Raw genomic sequence first — 16,795 nt, 5'->3', positions numbered from 1 at the left:
TTATCCACTATTTTACTTGCCACTCTCTTATGTTCCATAAAAATCCAGCCCCGTGATGTCCCAAAATTTGCGTCTTGATGCCTGAAATTTTGTTGTTAAAAACGAGCGGATAGTCAAGATAGGCTATAAAAATGTAAGGTGGGTTTTCATGAAGCGCTTTTAGAAATTCTTTATAGTATTTTTTTCTAAGCTCCACGTCTTTTGTATATCTCGCGTTTTTTAGGGCAAGATCGACGTTTGCGTCCTTGTAGTGGCTAAAATTCCAGCCATTTTCATTTACGCTCACATCGGCAAATCCGCCAAAAATTCTATATGTGTGAAAGTCTGGATCAAACGGGCTTCCCCAGCCGATAACAAAGCTATCTACCTTGCTTATGCTAAAGGCTGTTCTTGGCTTTGCGTAGGCTTTGGCTCTCACGCCAAATTTCTCAAACTCGCTGCTTAAAATTTTGGCTAGATTGACCCTTAAAACATCGTTATTAAAGGCGTAGATGTCAAAGCCAAGCTCTTTGCCGTCCTTTTCAAAAAAACCAGCCTTGTTTTTCTTAAAGCCGCTCTTTTCAAGTAGCTCCCTAGCCTTTTGCGGATCGTAGCTGAATTTAAACTCGCCGTCGTTTGCAAAGCTTTTTTCTATCGGATTGTTCGCTACGCTTGCATATCCGTGAAATAAGTTTTTAACGATCTCATCTTTATTAACCGCGTAGTTTAGGGCTATTCTTACATTTTTATCTTGAAAAATCGGATCTTCAAAGTTAAACATCAAAGCCCTATAGTCCGCACTTTTAAACTTAAGCAAGCTTAATTTCTTATCATTTTTTATGAAATTTACACCAGTTGGAGAGATGAGCGCAACGTCGATCTCACCGCTTTTAAGACCCACAAGTCTTAAATTTTCATCGCCAACTATTTTAAAAAATACCTTTTTTATCTTTGGCTCGCCTTTATAGAATTTATCATTTGCCGCAAATTCCAAGCTCTCATCTTTTTTCCATTTTACAAGCTTGTATGCGCCAGTGCCGATAGGTGCGTCATTAAATTTATCAGTTGCGATATCTTTGCCCTTTAAAATATGCTCAGGCAAAACGCCAAAGCTAAGCGCGTCAAGAAACGGCGGAAAAGGCTCACTAAGCGTGATCTTGACTTTATAATCACCCAAAATTTCAACGCTTTTTACCACCTCGTAGTTTGAGATAGCAGGTGCGTTTAGCTTCTTATCTTGAGCCGCTTCGATGGTAAATTTAACGTCCTTTGCGCTAAATTTGACCCCGTCATGCCAAAAAGCATCATCTCTTAGCTCAAAAATGTACTCCAGCCCGTCATCACTCACCTGCCAAGACTTGGCAAGCTCTGGCACTACATGGCTATTTTCATCGTGGCTCGTAAGACCAGAAAAAACCAGCGAAAGCGTAGGATCGTGGTCCTCGTCATAAAGTGGGTTTATGCGAGGTGTTTGCTCCTCGATAGCGACTACAACAGCATTTTCATTTGCATAAGCAAAGGCAGAAAACAACAAAAACAATAAAGCCAAAAATCTCTTCATCACTCGCTCCTTTGTTTAAAAAATATTTGACGAATGGTAATACGAAATGCATAAAAGTATTATTAAGATAAATGTAAATTCAATGTATAGAAAATTTGAAATTTCTAACTATCTTTTAACCTTTTTTAAAGTAAAATCAAGGCTCATTTTAGCTGACAAAAAGGTAAATTTCACAATGGATAAAAAGAAAAAAATAGCCCTAATTTCAGGCATAAGTTTAGTTTCGCTCCTGCTTATTTACACACTTCTTGGCTTTTTTGGTCTGCCTTACGCTATCAAAAATATCGCGCCAAAATACCTAAAAGACTACAACGCAACGCTTTTTGTTGGTGATGCTAAATTTAACCCATTTACCTTCGAGCTAAACGCTACAAATGCCGAGCTAAACACCACTTCTCCGCTTTTTAGCACGAAGCAGATCGACCTTAAGCTAAAGCCATTTTCTATCTTTAAAAAGCTCATAGAAGTTGATATTTTTAGACTTGATGAGCCAAGCGTGAAGATCACAAGGGCAAAAGATGCGAGCTTTAACTTTAGTAACTTCATAGGCGAGGATAACGCTAGCAGCGAGGATAACAGCACTAGCTCGATAAATTTCGCGCTAAATAGCGCCAAGATCATCAAAGGCTCATTTTCATATAGTGATCAAAATTTAACAAAACCATTTAGTGTAAGCTTTGATGATATAAACTACGAGCTTAGCTCACTAAACACCGAAAAAAACAGCGCTGGCAACCATACTTTTGACTCAAACTCAAGCCTCGCACATAAGATCGATCTAAAAGGCGACATCAAGCTAAATCCTCTAAAAATAGACGGCAGCGTCACTGTGAAGGACTTTAGCATAAAGCCAGTTGCGATAAGCTTTATCAATAGCAGCACGCTAAAGATCAAAAATGCAGCTATAAATTTAGGCATAAACTATGATATAAAGGCCGATGAAAACGCTACAAAGATAAATTTAAAAGATAGCTTTTTAAATGTAAAGGGGCTAAATTTAAACGAGGGCGAAAATGAATTAAGACTTGGCGAGCTTCAGCTTCCAAAATTTGATCTTGTTAGCAAGATAGCTGATAAAACAGAGGCTTCGCTAAATTTAAGCGCTATAAATTTAAATGACATCTCTTTTAAAAGTACCATCGCCGCGAGCGTAAAATCACTAAATTTAAGTGATATCTCGCTTCTTGCAAATTTAAATGAAAAAAGCGAGTTAAACGCCACAGCCAAGCTAAAAAGCGTAGGCGCAAACGCTCTTAAAGTAGATGAAGCAAATAGAAATTTAGCAAATTTAAAAGATATAAACGCTTCAAATTTAAATCTAAATTTAGCAAACAACAAAACCGCTCTAACGCTTGAAAAAATAGCACTAAATGGCATCAACGCGCCACTTAGCAAAAGCGCAAATGCAAATGTAGCAAGTGCTGGCGTGACAAATACAAATTTTACAATGGATGGCAACAAAAGCCTTGCGAGCCTTGATGAGCTAAATGTAAAAAACATAGAGCTTAAAGCAAAAAATAAAGATATAGCAAGCATCGCTGATGTGGCGATAAAGAGCATAAGCTTTGATCTTTTAAAAATGGCTTTAAATATCGCTAGCGTCGATGTTAATAAGCCTAAATTTACTTCAGAACTAAACGACAATGGGCTAAGCGCTGTAAATGAGCTAGGATTTGGCGAGCAGAGCGCAAAAGCTACAAAGGCGGCAAAACACACTAAAAAAGTAGAGAAAAAAGCTGAAAATAAAAGTGCTTCAAAAAGCAAAGAAAATGAGTTTAAATTTGATATAAAAAATATAAGCGTAAATAACGCAGATATCGCTTTAACGCACCTTTTTGAGGGTGAGAAGATCGCTCATAAATTTGATAATCTTTTTGTAAAAGTGGCAAATTTAAGTAGCGATTTTAGCAAGCCATTTGATGCAAAAGTGGCGATGAAAAGCTCACAAAAGCTAAATTTGGATGTTGATTCGAAGATAAAGATCGAGCCACTTGATGTAAGCGCAAAAATCAAGCTAAATGATACAAATTTGCCAAAATATTTTGCCTATGCAAAGCCCTTTTTAGAAGCATCTCTAGCTAGCGGTCAGATAAGCGCAGATGCCCAGCTTCACTACGCAAAAGATATCAAAGCAGATGCAAAAGTTAGCATCAAAGATATAAGGCTAAATAGCAAAAAATCTGAAAAACTAATCGCCTTTAAAAGCCTTGATCTTGAAAAAATTTCATTTGCCAAAAATGACCTTGCCATAAGCGGAGTGAGCTTAAATTCGCCATTTATCAAGGCTCATCTAAGCAAAGAGCGTAAATTTAACCTATCTCAGATCGTAAAAGAGGACAAAAATAAGGCTAAAACCGAGGCAAAACCTGAGAGCAAAAAGGCAGCTAGCAAAAAAGATGACGAGCTAAAATTTAGCGTGAAAAACTTCTCTTTAAAAAATGGCGAGGTTGATTTCTCGGACGCATCGCTATTTATGCCATTTGCCACAACGATCTCAAAGCTAAATGGCAAGCTCACTGACATCGATAAAAAGCGCCCAAGCTCAGGCGAGTTTCAAGGTGTGGTTGGTAAAAATGGCTTTGCGCAGATCACCGCAAAACTCTTTCCATTTGAGCTAAAGCAAAATACCGACATAAAGCTTGACTTTAAAGATATCGATCTAACTGATATAACGCCATATAGCGGGCAGTTTGTGGGCTATAAGATCAAAAAAGGCAAGCTAAATTTAAACCTAAACTATAGCGTCGCCGACTCAAAACTAAATGGCTCAAATTTCATAAATTTTGACTCGCTTACACTTGGAGAAAAGGTTGAGTCAAAAGACGCTGTAAATTTACCACTTTCGCTTGCTATCTCGATACTTAGCGATCAAAATAATCAAATAAACATCGATCTGCCAGTTGAGGGAAATTTAGACGATCCTGACTTTAAATATGGCGGCGTCATCTGGGCTGCAGTAAAAAAGCTCTTTGCTGACATCACGCTAGCTCCATTTAGATTTTTAGGCAACGCCCTAGGACTTGGCAGCAAAGATCTTAGCTCTATTGATTTTCTTGCGGGAAGTAGCGAGCTTATAAGCTCAGAAGCGCCTAAGATAGCTGATTTTATAAAGCTAACTGGCTCAAAACCTAAGATGAAACTTAGCATAACGCCAACATACTCAAAACTCGATGAAAGCTTTTATAAAAACAAAAAACTAGATCAAAAGATCAATCAAATCATCGCTTCAAGCGGCAAAGACTACATCGCGGTTTTAAATGAGCTTGTGCCAAATTTAAAAGATAGAAACGAAAAAGCCTTAAGAGAAGAGGCGCTAAAGGGCATCGAGGTCGATAAAGCAAAACTAATAGAGCTTGCAAATGAGCGTGCAAATGCAGTAAAAGAGGCGCTTATAAAAGCTGGGCTTGAGGCTGGCCGCATAAATATAAACGATGCAACAAGCTCAGAGCCTAAGCAAAACACCTACACAAGCGTACTAATGGGAGTGGTGAACTAAATTTCATTTATTTCGCTGCTTCTTGCATTATAGACAAACCAGCTAAGAAGCATAAGCATCATAAATGCCCCAAAAATAAGACTTGCGTAAAAGTATAAATTAAAATCAGCTCCCAGCAAATTTGCGTTGTGAAGGGCGATCATAACGCCAGCTAAAGCGATTAAGTAGCCAATTAGTTTGATGATGAAAATTTTAGGATTTACAAGGATCAGCAAAAGGCCACAAAGTATGATGCCAAGGGCTATTTGTAAATTTGAAAAGTCAGCTTGAGCGTTTGAAGTAAGCGTTAAAAAACCAGCTAAAAGCGCCATTAGTATTATCAAAACTGCATAAACCGCCCTGCTTCGTCCAAAGCCATACATAAAGCAAACAAAGCCCTTATTTTGCCTGTTATAATCCATTTTCGCTCCTTTTGGAAGTTTGCTTATTTTAATGCCAAATTCTTAAATAACGGCTTTAATCTGAAATTTCACTCATTTTGGCTAATATTTTGCATCTTAAAAAAGGAGCAAAAATGCCTTATGTTAATATCAAAATAGCAGGCCCAGAGCCTACAAAAGAGCAAAAAGATCAAGTTTTTAAAGAGGTGACCGAGACGCTTGTAAGAGTGCTTGGCAAGAAAAAAGAGGCGGTTATGATCTTTATCGAAACTCACGACGCTGGCAATATCGGCGTAGCAGGCGAGAGTGTAGAGGATAAAAGAAAGGGGATAAAATGAGCGAATTTAGCAAAGCTGACATTGAGAGAAAGATAACGATTGAAGTTGGCGATAAAGCGCCAGAGTTTGAAGCACTAAATCAAGACGGCGTAAAGGTCGCATTAAAGGACTTTATAGGCAAAAACGTGGTGCTTTACTTCTACCCAAAGGACAACACTCCAGGCTGCACGACTGAGGCTTGCGAATTTAGCGCAAACTACGATCAGTTTATCAAAAATGACACCGTCATCATCGGCGTTAGCCCAGATAGCGTGAAGTCGCATGCGGGCTTTATCGCAAAGCAAAATTTAAAGCACATCCTCTTAAGCGATGAGGATAAAGAAATTTCAAAGCTTTATGGCGTTTGGCAGGTCAAGAAAAACTACGGCAAAGAGTATCTTGGCATCGTTAGAAGCACATTTGTGATCGGCAAAGACGGCAAGATAGTTAAAATTTACAAAAGCGTAAAAGCCAAAGACCACGCCGCAAAAGTGCTAGCTGATCTAGCAAAATAAGGAGCAAAGATGAAGCTTATAAAAATGCTAATTTTAAGTGCGTTTTTTGCGCTAAATTTATCAGCACTGACTGAAGGTGTGGAGTATCAAACTCTAGCAAAACCACTTAACGTGCCTAAAAACTCAGTCGTCAAGGTCTTTAGCTACGACTGCCCTCACTGCTATAAATTTGACCGAACGATCACAAGAAAGCTGATGTCAAAGCTTGACGGGGTTAAATTTATCCCATATCACCTAAGCACCAAAGGCAAGCTTGGCGAGACTACAAGTAAAATTTTCGCCGCTCTTATATCGATAGATGAGGCAAATGGGACTGATCTGCTAAGCGATGAGTCTAAATTTAAGCAAGCTAAATTTGCGATCTACAAAGCAAGACACGATGAAAAAGATGACTTTAATGACGGCAAAGATAAGCAAAGATTTATAGATCTAGCGCTAAATGCAGCTCACGTGAGCAAAGACGAATACGAAAAAGCGCTAAGCTCAGATCGTGCAAAAGAGCTTTTAAACGAGTGGTTTGCCTCTTATGATGTAGCAAGTATCAGCGGTGTGCCAGCCTTTGTGGTAAGCGGCAAGTATCTGATAAATTTAAACGCAGCATCATCGATCGATGAGATGGCAAAGACGATAAAAGAGCTTTTAAATAAGTAACTTTAGCCTAAAATTTACGGACATTTTGGGCTTAGAAATGTAAATTTAAAGCAATTTTAGATAAACTCGGATCAAATTTCTAAAAAAGAAAGGTTTAATTATGAACGCTTCAGAATTCATCTGGATGGATGGAAAACTAGTAAAATGGGACGATGCGAAAGTACACGTTCTAACTCACTCTTTGCACTACGCTAATGCCGTATTTGAGGGCACAAGAGCTTATAAAACAAAAAAAGGTCTAGCTATTTTTAGACTCAAAGACCACACAAAAAGACTTTTAAGATCAGCAAAAATGACTGTTTTAAACGTGCCTTACACTGAAGAAGAGCTTGAAAAAGCGCAGATCGAGCTACTTCGCGCAAATAAATATAACAGCAACGTCTATATCCGCCCTCTTATCTTTTTAGGATACGGCGTAATGGGCGTAGCGCACACAAAAGCACCGGTTCAAACTGCTATCGCTTCATGGGAGTGGGGTGCATATCTTGGCGATGAAGGCCTAGAAAAAGGCATCAGAGTTAAAATTTCAAGCTTTGCTAAACTAGCTCCTGCTGCTCAAATGAACAGAGCAAAAGCTAGCTCAAACTACCTAAGCTCTCAAATGGCAAACTACGAAGCAAAAGAGGCTGGATACGACGAGGCGCTACTTCTTGATAGCGAGGGCTTTGTAGCTGAGGGTCCAGGCGAGTGCTTCTTCATCGTTGAAAATGGCGCATTGATCACTCCACCAAATGACAACAGCCTACTTAGCATCACTCAAGATACAGTCATAAGACTTGCTCACGATCTTGACATCGAAGTAAGAAGAGAGCGCATTACAAGAGATCAGGCCTACACAGCTGACGAGGCATTTTTCACTGGCACTGCAGCTGAAGTAACGCCGATAAATAGCATAGACAACCGCATCATCGGCAACGGCGCTAGAGGCGAAGTGACAAAGAGACTACAAAAAGCTTATTTTGACGTAGTTTATGGTCTAAACAAAAAATACGAATCATTTTTAACATATATTTAAGATTTAAAGGAACGAAATGCCCGCTGATTTAAATGATTATTTCAACAAAAAAAAGCCAGGTAATGACAACAGGGGCTCAGGTCAAAATAATGACAAAGAGCCACCTTTTAAAAAGGATTTTAAAATGCCAAATATACCAAGTGGCTTTGGCAAATTTGGTGCGCTAGCTTACATTATAATCGCCATTATCGCGATCCTTGCTATCACTCAGCCATTTAAAGTGATACACTCAGGCGAGGTCGGCATCAAAGCCACAGCGGGTAAATATGAGCCAAATCCTTTGCAACCAGGATTTCACTTCTTTTTGCCATTTATCCAAAACATCATCGTAGTTGATACCAGAGTTAGGATCATCAACTACACTTCAGGCGAGGACATGGGCGAGAGCTTGCAAAAGTCTTATCAGGGAGCTGGAATTTTACGCAAAAATTCGATCTCGGTTTTGGACGCTAGAAATTTACCAGTTAGCATCGATATCACCGTGCAGTACCGCCTAAATCCAGAAAATGCACCACAAACTATCGCATCTTGGGGTCTTAGCTGGGAGAGCAAGATCGTTGATCCTGTCGTGCGTGACGTGGTTCGCAGCATCGCTGGTAAATACACAGCCGAAGAGCTACCAACTAAGAGAAATGACCTAGCAAGGCAGATAGATGAGGGCATAAGAAAAGACATCGACTCACAGCCAAACAAGCCAGTCGAGCTTCTAACAGTGCAGCTTCGTGAGATCATCTTGCCTTCAAAGGTAAAAGAGCAGATCGAGCGTGTCCAGATCGCTAAACAAGAGGCCGAGAGGACAAAATACGAGGTCGAGCGTGCAAATCAAGAGGCACTAAAACAAGCTGCCCTTGCAGAAGGTACTGCAAAAGCTGCTATCATCGAAGCAAAGGGTAAGGCTGATGCTATCAAGATAGAGGCTGATGCGACTGCGTATGCGAACAAAGAGATCGCAAAAAGTGTCGATCAAAATTTATTAAATTTAAAGCAGATCGAGACGCAAAATAGATTTAACGACGCTCTTAAAGAGAACAAAGATGCCAAAATTTTCTTAACACCTGGCGGAGCTGTGCCAAATATCTGGCTAGATGCAAAAGATAGGGCAAAAGCTAGCTCGGTTAGCGAAAGGTAAAAATGAATAGCGTAGCAAAAAGTATAGACTGGCAAAAGGTTAGTGGATTGCTCCCTGTGGTGGTTTGCGATCACGCTACAAACGAGGTTTTGATGCTTGCTTATATGAACGAAGAAGCGCTAAGCTTAACTCTATCTAGCCGCTACGCTCACTACTTTTCACGCACTAAAAATAGAATTTGGAAAAAAGGCGAAGAGAGTGGCAACACGCAAGAGATTAAGGCTGCATCTTTAGACTGCGACAACGACACCTTGCTTTTAAAAGTCGTTCAAAACGGAGGCGCTGCTTGTCACACTGGGGCAAGGTCTTGCTTTTTTAACGAGATAAATTTAGAAAATTTAGAAATTTCAAATGAAAAAAGCGAGGTTAAAAAGCCAAGTTACGGCGTCATTAACGAGCTTTATCACGTTATAGAAGATAGAAAGCTAAATGCAGATCCGCAAACATCATACGTGGCAAGTCTTTTTAAAAAGGGTGAAAATCAAATTCTAAAAAAAGTTGGCGAAGAGGCTACAGAGCTTGTCATGGCGGCAAAAGAGCTTAGTTTTGCCAAGCAGATAAAACAAGATGAGCAAAAAGCAAAAAATGACCTCATCTATGAAGCAGCCGATCTTTGCTTTCACGCACTTGTGGCACTTTCAGCCCACAACATACATCCAGATGCCGTCAAAAACGAGCTTGCAAGACGTTTTGGCATGAGCGGCATCGAAGAAAAAAGATCGCGAGATGTTAAATAGCATCAAGCACAACATACTTTTCATACTTCAAAACGCCAAACTTATCGACTTTCTAGCCTATGGTTGGGTGTTTTTAGCATTTATATTTATCGTGCTTTTAGGAATTTTTGTTGCGATAAAATCATGGTGGCAGATAGGATTTTTATTTATCCTAGCTGGTTTTTTGGGACTTTTTGCAGGCAACTACTACGCAAACAAATATATAAATGAAAACCTAAGACCTGTTAGCATAAGCAAAATAAACACAAAGCAGCTTCAATATGTCGATGCGCTAATGGTTGATTTTAACATCACAAATAATTCAAACTACACATTAAACATTTGCAAAATCGAGCTTGGCTTCTACCTTGGTTCAACGCAAAGCACGAGAAATTTTCTAAATTCACTAAACCCTTTTGCTAAAAAACGTATCATTTTAAATGAAGCGCTTTTGCCAAAGCAGAGCAAGCAGATAAGAGAATTTGTCAATGACTTTGCCTTCATTGACTACAATATCACCAAAAAAGCGGAGTGTTTTTGATGAGCTCAAACTACTTTACCATCGTTCATATCATCGTGCTTTTTGCGATCGCACTACTTTCTATTTTGTTTCTTGTGCTCTCGCTTAGAGCTGAGCGAAAGCTATTTTTATCGCTACTTTTTACAAACATTTTGGTCTCAACCACGCTTGCCATTTTTTTGATGCTAGTTCTTGATAAATACACCAAAAAAGGCATAGTCGAGGGCGTAAAGAGCGAGCGAGTGTTAAGAAATGAAAGCATCGTCTTTCGAGGTCAAGTAAGAAATGTCGGCAAATTTACCATTAGCAAATGCACTCTTACAATTAAGCTTATTAATCAGCCACTAAATAAAAACGATCTTGGTGGCGAAGCGCTATTTAAACCAAGTGGGATTTCATTTTTCTCATGGATTTTTGGAGGCGATGAGGACGAGAGACCAAACACTGTGGCATATAAATTTGACGTAGCTCAAAATTTACCAAAGCAAAAAGCGGTGCCATTTACCGTGACTATGCCCTATCCGCCATATTTTAAAAATGGTATGAATATCACAAAACTTAGTTGCTACTAATAAATTTAGATAAATTTTTAGTATTTATTACATTTTATAGTTACAAACTAGCTAAATTTCTCTTAAATTTAAAAAGTTTAATACCTAAAAATTTAGCTTATATAAAACAAGAAATTTTAAACCAAAGCCAAAAGGCAATGGTTTAAAATTTAGTTTTAATGTCTTGAAAGATAGTTTGTATCGTAGTTGTTGCTTAAAAAATCTTTGTTTTCCATCATGGCGATGTGAAAATCTTTTGTTGTTTTGATGCCACTTATTATGAGCTGATCAAGAGCAACTTTCATCTTGTGGATCGCTCTATTTCTATCAGTGTCCCAAACTACGAGCTTACCGATCATGCTATCGTAATACGGCGGTATAGAGTAGTCTTGGTAGATGTGGCTATCCATTCTCACGTTGCGACCGCCTGGGCAGACATATTTTGTGATCTTGCCAGGGCACGGAGTGAAGGTGTTTGGATCCTCAGCCGTGATCCTGCACTCGATCGCATGGCCTTTTAGCTCGATGCTCTTTTGTGACGGTAGCTTTTCACCCTCAGCCACTTTTATCATAAGCTCGATGATATCAAGTCCGCTTACCATTTCGCTCACTGTGTGCTCGACCTGAAGCCTTGTATTCATCTCGATGAAGTAAAAGTCTAAATTTTTATCAACCAAAAATTCAAACGTACCTGCTCCCTCGTAGCCGATCGCTTTTGCCGCTTTTATGGCAGTTTCATGTAGCCTCTCTCTTGTTTTTTCATCAAGTAAGATAGCTGGGCTCTCTTCGATTAGCTTTTGGTGGCGACGCTGCATAGAGCAGTCACGCTCGCCTATGTGAAGCACGTTGCCGTGGCTATCGCCGATGATTTGAACCTCGATGTGGCGTGGATTTAGGATATATTTTTCCATATACATCGTGCCATCGCCAAATGCACTCATCGCCTCGCTCTCAGCAGACCAAAACGCTTTTTCTAAATCAGCCTCTTTTTCAACTACGCGCATACCACGTCCGCCACCACCTGCCGCAGCTTTTAGTATGACAGGGTAGCCTATCTTTTTAGCTAGCTCTTTTGCTGCTTTTGTGTCAGCCACAGCGCCGTCTGAGCCAGGGATGACTGGCACGCCAGCTCTTTGCATGACCTGTTTTGCCTTACTCTTATCGCTCATCAAAGCCATCGCAGCAACGCTTGGTCCAATGAATTTAATCTTGTGGTGTGAGCAAATTTCAACAAAATTTTGATTTTCACTTAAAAAGCCATAACCTGGGAAGATGGCATCTGCTTCGCTGATCTCAGCTGCGCTTATGATAGCTGGGATGTTTAGGTAGCTGTCACTTGAGCGCTCTTTACCGATGCAAATAGCCACATCAGCGTATTTTACGTAAAGTGCGTCTTTGTCAGCGGTTGAATAAACGACAACGGCTTCTTTACCCATCTCCTTTATCGTTCGCAAAGCACGAAGAGCGATCTCGCCGCGGTTTGCGATTAAAATTCTTTTTAATTCCATTAATTTTTCTCCACGCCAAATAACGGCAATCCAAACTCAACTGGCTGTCCGTCAGAGACTAGCATCTCAGTGATCTGGCAGTCAAATTCAGCCTCGATCTCGTTCATGATCTTCATAGCTTCGATGATGCCAACTACATCGCCTTTTCTCACTCTTTGGCCTACTTTTACAAATGGTGCAGCGCCTGGGCTTGGAGCAGCGTAGAAAGTACCTACCATAGGAGATTTTATGCTATCTTTTGGCGAATTTGCAGCTGGTTTTACCTCTGAGCTAACGACAACATTTACAGGTGTTGGCGCTGGAGCTGCTGCTTGTGCTACTGGCTTCGCAGGCGCGCAATAATCAGCAAATTTCTCTACCTCGACCTCAAAATCACCACTTTTTATCTTGATATGATTCATCTCCATACCATTAAAAAATTCGATAAGCTCTTTTATATCTTCTTTTTTCATAGAAAATTCTCCTAAATTTTTATATAAGCCCTTAATTGTAGCGAAATTTAAATAAATTTAATTTTTAGCTGGCATAAATTTTGTGCTAAATCCTACTTTTTTCTAGCAAATTTATAATGAAAAATAAGACGAAACTAAGCACAACTAAAACAAGACTTAAAGCGAGTGCCTGATCGTTTCTGCCGTCATATACTGCATTGTAGATAGATAGTGAGATGGTGTCTGTTTTGCCTATGATATTGCCGCCTAAAATGAGCGTTATACCAACTTCGCCAAACCCTCGCGAGAGCGCTAGGATAAAGGCTGCTGCCACGCTTTTTTGAGGCATAAAGATTGCTTTTTGCATAAATTCACTAGCCCTCTTGCCTGCGCCAAATTTTGCCAAAATGGTATAATCTCGCAAAAACAAAAGGACAGACATGAACGAACTTGAGCTAAAGATGCAAGGCAAGATAGAGAGGCTAACAGATAAGACTTTTAAGCTAGATCCAAGGATCGGCGAAGGCTACTTTACGGCGAAATACTTTCTAAAAGTAAATGAGATAATTAAGCAAAACCTGCCAGATCAGCACGTTACGATGCAGTTTTTCCAAAGGCGTGATGATATCGTGCTTTGCGGTATCGACGAGGTTTTAACTATCATCAATAAATTTGCCAAAAACCCAAGCGAGCTTGAAATTTACGCGCTTGATGATGGCGATATCATAAATGCAAACGAGCCAGTTTTAAAGATAAGCGGCAAGTATGAAAATTTCGGCTTTTTAGAAAACGTGATCGACGCGACACTCACTAGAAGAAGCTGCGTGGCGACAAACTCCAGAGACGTGATAAAAGCGGCAAATGGCAAGGACGTCTTTAGCATGGCTGATAGACAAGACGACATCTGCACGCAGCCAGGCGACGGCTATGCATCATTTATCGGTGGCATCAAAAAGGTCGCCACAGACGCTCAGGGCGAGCTTACAGGGCTAAAAGGTGGTGGCACCATGCCTCACGCGCTCATTCAAATGTGTGGCGGAGACGTGGTGAAGGCTTGCCAAATTTATGCTAAAACCTTTGAAAATGAGCAGATCACGGCTTTGGTTGATTACAACAACGATGTGATCACGGACGCGCTAAAGGCTGCAAATGCCCTAAAAGAGAGGCTTGGCGCAGTTAGGGTGGATACTAGTAAAAATTTGATAGATAGGTATTTTGAAGGCAAAGATACGAGCAAATTTGATCCACACGGCGTTTGCAAGGAGCTTATATTTGCCCTAAGAGAGGCGCTTGATAAAGCTGGCTTTAAGCACGTTAAAATAGTCGTTAGCTCAGGATTTAATCCGCAAAAAATGAGCGAATTTGAGAAATTTAACACCCCAGTTGATATTTATGGCGTGGGAAGCTATCTTGTTAAAAATGACATTTGTGGCTTTACAGGCGATCTAGTCGAGCTAAACGGCAAAAGTGAAGCTAAATTTGGCAGAAAAAATTTCGCTTCAGATAGGCTAAAAAGAGTGAAATTTTAGGAGAAAAGATGAAATTTATAAAAATTTTAACGTTTCTAGCACTTTTGCTGACTGCTTGCACCGCCGCAAACTACGCTAACGCTTTTGAAAAGGTTGGCATACTTGAAGACGGAGTTTATCGCTTTAACCAAAATGGTATCGGAGTCAAAAAAGACCTACTTGTAAAGGTGATCTCAGTGCAAAATGCAGATAGCTCACGTAAAAAGATCATCTCCATGCTAAATGTCCCTAAAAAATCTAAAATCACGGACTTTAAAACAAGCGACGTTGGCGTGATTGTCTGGCCATTTTACGAGTTTGAGGGCAAATTTATAACGACAATAATCGTTGAAAATATAAAAAAAGAAGATAGCGATCAAAAACTGCTTAAGATGCTAGAACTCAAACATCCGTTTTACTCAACGCTCCAAGCGCGAAGAAAAGGGGCTAAAGACGCCATATACGTGAAATACGTGCTAAATTTCAAAGAGGCAAAGCTGGTAAAATCGTTTCAAAACCACCCTTAAAACTTTATTTTAAATAAATTTCATTAAAATGGCGTAATCAAAAAAAGGATCATCTTTGCATAATCTAAAAACCATAAACGTCGCTCACTCGCCGGACGCTGACGATATTTTCATGTATGCCGCGGTCAAATTTGGCTGGGTTAGCAGTAAAAATTTAGCCTTTACATCAAAGGCGCTTGATATAGAAACGCTAAATGAAGAGGCGTTAAAAGGCACTTATGAGGCAACGGCGATCAGCTTTGCGCTCTATCCAAAAATTTGCGATGAATTTGCACTTTTACGCTGCGCGGTGAGCTTTGGCAATGGATACGGCCCAAAGCTTATCAAGCTAAAAGATAAGCAGCTAAAGCGAAATTTCAAGGTCGCGCTATCTGGCAAAAACACAACAAACGCCCTGCTCTTTCGCATAGCCTACCCAGAGGCAAGGATCGTTTATAAAAATTTTCTTGAGATCGAAAATGCCGTGCTTAGCGGCGAGGTCGATGCTGGCGTGCTCATACATGAAAGTATCTTAAATTTCTCTGACAAGCTCTGCGTCGAGCGTGAAATTTGGGACATTTGGAGCGAGCTAAACGGCGAAAATTTACCGCTTCCACTTGGTGGTATGGCGCTTAGACGAAGCCTACCCATAACCGACGCGATCGAGTGCGAGAGAGTGCTTAGCGAAGCCGTTAGGATCGCAACTTCACACAAGCCATTTTTATCTCACATGCTAATGGAGCGAAACCTCATCAGAGTTGGCAAAGAAGAGCTTAAAACATATCTAAATTTATACGCAAATGACGAGTCTATAAGCATGAACGAAACGCAGCTAAAAGCGCTAAACAAGCTCTATCAAATAGGCTATGACAAAGGCTTTTTTGAAAAGCCGATCGACGTAAACGACTACCTAATCCCAACTGAATACAACGAAGTAAGGTTTAGCTGATGCAAAGTACGCTTGTCTCACTTGGAGTTGAAACCTTTAAGATCGCCCTTTATATCAGCCTTCCGATGCTGCTAAGCGGACTAATAGCTGGTCTTATCATCTCCATTTTTCAAGCGACCACGCAGATAAACGAAACCACGCTAAGCTTCGTGCCAAAAATTTTGCTAGTCGTCGTTGTCATCATATTTTTGATGCCTTGGATGATCTCGATGATGGTTGAATTTACCACTCGCATGCTTGATTTTATACCGGAATTTATCCAGTGACGAGGCTTGTTGATTTTTCTAAATTTACCTCAGTTAGGATAGGCGGCGTGCATGAAATTTTCGAGGTTGATAGCCTTGAAGATCTAAGCTCGCCTCACTTTTTAGGCGCTGTGATGATAGGCGGGGGCAACAACCTTCTTATCTCGCCAAATCCCCCAAAAATGGCAATGCTTGGCAAGAGCTTTGACTATATAAATTTAGAAATTTGTGATGAAAAAATTTACCTTGAGATAGGTGCTGCGACAAAATCAGGTAAAATTTATAACTTCTGCAAACAAAATAACATCGCGAACCTTGAGTTTTTAAAAAATATCCCTGGCACGCTTGGCGGACTTATAAAAATGAACGCTGGACTGCTTAAATTTAGCATAAGCGACAACCTCACGCATGTGCGTCTGGCTCGTGGCTGGGTGCGCAAAGATGAGATAAGCTTTAGCTACCGCCACAGCGGCATAGATGAGGCCATTTTGGGGGCTAAATTTAAGCTTTCTAGTGGCTTTGACGCGAGCATATCTGAAGCTATAAGCGCAAAAAGGGCAAATCAACCAAAAGGCGCTAGCTTTGGCAGCTGCTTTGTAAATCCTGAAGGGCACTTTGCAGGGGCGTTGCTGGAGGCAGTTGGACTAAAGGGATACGTGATCGGCGGAGCGAAATTTAGCGAAGAGCACGCAAATTTTTTAATAAATTTTAACCACGCAAGCTTTGAGAACGCCACTAGCCTTATAAATTTGGCTAGAGCTAGAGTTTTAGAGAAATTTGGCGTAGAGCTTAAGACTGAAGTTTGCATTTTATAAGGA

18 protein-coding genes and 1 pseudogene are annotated in these 16,795 nt (G+C 40.2%); 14 read left to right on the top strand and 5 right to left on the bottom strand.

Annotated features, from left to right (window positions below):
- Positions 1-7 precede the first annotated feature (7 nt).
- The gene (locus CYP26_RS02285) at positions 8-1,540 is read right to left on the bottom strand and encodes an ABC transporter substrate-binding protein (protein WP_103630217.1); all 1,533 of its coding nucleotides are present in this window, start codon (positions 1,538-1,540) and stop codon (positions 8-10) included.
- A 175-nt stretch (positions 1,541-1,715) separates the two neighbouring features.
- On the opposite strand from CYP26_RS02285, the gene CYP26_RS02280 reads away from it, so the two are divergent.
- Positions 1,716-5,036, top strand: coding sequence for a DUF748 domain-containing protein (locus CYP26_RS02280; RefSeq protein WP_103630233.1), 3,321 nt, complete (start codon positions 1,716-1,718; stop codon positions 5,034-5,036).
- On the opposite strand, the gene CYP26_RS02275 is transcribed toward CYP26_RS02280, so the two are convergent.
- On the bottom strand, positions 5,033-5,437 hold the full coding sequence (locus CYP26_RS02275; protein ID WP_103630216.1) for a hypothetical protein: 405 nt from the start codon (positions 5,435-5,437) through the stop codon (positions 5,033-5,035). The two genes, CYP26_RS02280 and CYP26_RS02275, sit on opposite strands and share 4 nt — an antisense overlap.
- A gap of 113 nt (positions 5,438-5,550) precedes the next feature.
- Here CYP26_RS02275 and CYP26_RS02270 point away from each other — a divergent pair, with 113 nt between their 5' ends.
- The 8 genes from CYP26_RS02270 to CYP26_RS02235 all read left to right on the top strand — a co-directional run bounded on the left by CYP26_RS02270 (position 5,551) and on the right by CYP26_RS02235 (position 10,851).
- Positions 5,551-5,754 (top strand): tautomerase family protein, encoded by a 204-nt coding sequence (locus CYP26_RS02270; RefSeq protein WP_103565840.1) that lies wholly within the window; start codon positions 5,551-5,553, stop codon positions 5,752-5,754.
- Entirely contained in the window at positions 5,751-6,248 is a 498-nt protein-coding gene (bcp, locus tag CYP26_RS02265) for a thioredoxin-dependent thiol peroxidase (protein ID WP_103630215.1), read from the top strand. The genes CYP26_RS02270 and bcp overlap by 4 nt, the downstream gene beginning before the upstream one ends.
- Positions 6,249-6,257: 9 nt before the next feature.
- Positions 6,258-6,899 carry a thiol:disulfide interchange protein DsbA/DsbL gene (locus CYP26_RS02260; protein WP_103630214.1) on the top strand — a complete coding sequence of 214 codons (642 nt, stop codon included), beginning with the start codon at positions 6,258-6,260 and terminating at the stop codon, positions 6,897-6,899.
- 100 nt (positions 6,900-6,999) lie between these two features.
- Positions 7,000-7,914: a branched-chain amino acid transaminase gene (locus CYP26_RS02255; protein ID WP_002939975.1), complete on the top strand. Its 915-nt coding sequence runs from the start codon at positions 7,000-7,002 to the stop codon at positions 7,912-7,914.
- A gap of 16 nt (positions 7,915-7,930) precedes the next feature.
- A complete protein-coding gene (locus tag CYP26_RS02250) occupies positions 7,931-9,043 on the top strand; it encodes a prohibitin family protein (protein WP_021088100.1) in 1,113 nt (370 codons plus the stop codon).
- A gap of 2 nt (positions 9,044-9,045) precedes the next feature.
- The gene (gene hisIE / locus CYP26_RS02245) at positions 9,046-9,780 is read left to right on the top strand and encodes a bifunctional phosphoribosyl-AMP cyclohydrolase/phosphoribosyl-ATP diphosphatase HisIE (protein WP_103630213.1); all 735 of its coding nucleotides are present in this window, start codon (positions 9,046-9,048) and stop codon (positions 9,778-9,780) included.
- Positions 9,770-10,300 carry a DUF2393 family protein gene (locus CYP26_RS02240; RefSeq protein WP_103630212.1) on the top strand — a complete coding sequence of 177 codons (531 nt, stop codon included), beginning with the start codon at positions 9,770-9,772 and terminating at the stop codon, positions 10,298-10,300. The genes hisIE and CYP26_RS02240 overlap by 11 nt, the downstream gene beginning before the upstream one ends.
- Complete coding sequence (locus tag CYP26_RS02235) at positions 10,300-10,851, top strand: DUF2393 family protein (protein WP_103630211.1); 552 nt, start codon at positions 10,300-10,302, stop codon at positions 10,849-10,851. Before CYP26_RS02240 ends, CYP26_RS02235 begins: the two co-directional genes overlap by 1 nt.
- Positions 10,852-11,006: 155 nt before the next feature.
- On the opposite strand, the gene CYP26_RS02230 is transcribed toward CYP26_RS02235, so the two are convergent.
- The 3 genes and pseudogenes from CYP26_RS02230 to CYP26_RS02220 all read right to left on the bottom strand — a co-directional run.
- Positions 11,007-12,338, bottom strand: a complete 1,332-nt coding sequence (locus CYP26_RS02230) for an acetyl-CoA carboxylase biotin carboxylase subunit (RefSeq protein ID WP_004317853.1) — start codon at positions 12,336-12,338, stop codon at positions 11,007-11,009.
- On the bottom strand, positions 12,338-12,790 hold the full coding sequence (gene accB, locus CYP26_RS02225; RefSeq protein ID WP_087583527.1) for an acetyl-CoA carboxylase biotin carboxyl carrier protein: 453 nt from the start codon (positions 12,788-12,790) through the stop codon (positions 12,338-12,340). Before accB ends, CYP26_RS02230 begins: the two co-directional genes overlap by 1 nt.
- A gap of 85 nt (positions 12,791-12,875) precedes the next feature.
- Positions 12,876-13,109: pseudogene (locus tag CYP26_RS02220) on the bottom strand (molybdate ABC transporter permease subunit); the annotation flags it as partial.
- Positions 13,110-13,209: 100 nt separating this feature from the next.
- On the opposite strand from CYP26_RS02220, the gene CYP26_RS02215 reads away from it, so the two are divergent.
- The 5 genes from CYP26_RS02215 to CYP26_RS02195 all read left to right on the top strand — a co-directional run bounded on the left by CYP26_RS02215 (position 13,210) and on the right by CYP26_RS02195 (position 16,792).
- Complete coding sequence (locus CYP26_RS02215) at positions 13,210-14,298, top strand: nicotinate phosphoribosyltransferase (protein WP_103630210.1); 1,089 nt, start codon at positions 13,210-13,212, stop codon at positions 14,296-14,298.
- Positions 14,299-14,306: 8 nt separating this feature from the next.
- A complete protein-coding gene (locus CYP26_RS02210; protein ID WP_103630209.1) occupies positions 14,307-14,804 on the top strand; it encodes a chemotaxis protein in 498 nt (165 codons plus the stop codon).
- A gap of 112 nt (positions 14,805-14,916) precedes the next feature.
- Entirely contained in the window at positions 14,917-15,732 is an 816-nt protein-coding gene (locus CYP26_RS02205) for a menaquinone biosynthesis family protein (protein WP_430747073.1), read from the top strand.
- Positions 15,729-15,998 (top strand): flagellar biosynthesis protein FliQ, encoded by a 270-nt coding sequence (gene fliQ, locus CYP26_RS02200; RefSeq protein ID WP_223154231.1) that lies wholly within the window; start codon positions 15,729-15,731, stop codon positions 15,996-15,998. The genes CYP26_RS02205 and fliQ overlap by 4 nt, the downstream gene beginning before the upstream one ends.
- A complete protein-coding gene (locus tag CYP26_RS02195; RefSeq protein ID WP_103630207.1) occupies positions 15,995-16,792 on the top strand; it encodes a UDP-N-acetylmuramate dehydrogenase in 798 nt (265 codons plus the stop codon). The genes fliQ and CYP26_RS02195 overlap by 4 nt, the downstream gene beginning before the upstream one ends.
- The last annotated feature ends 3 nt before the right edge of the window (positions 16,793-16,795 follow it).

It is taken from the genome of Campylobacter concisus (assembly GCF_002913225.1).
Classification (GTDB): domain Bacteria; phylum Campylobacterota; class Campylobacteria; order Campylobacterales; family Campylobacteraceae; genus Campylobacter_A; species Campylobacter_A concisus_J.
Note: the sequence above shows the minus strand (reverse complement) of the source record. Positions and strands in the feature narration are given on the sequence as shown.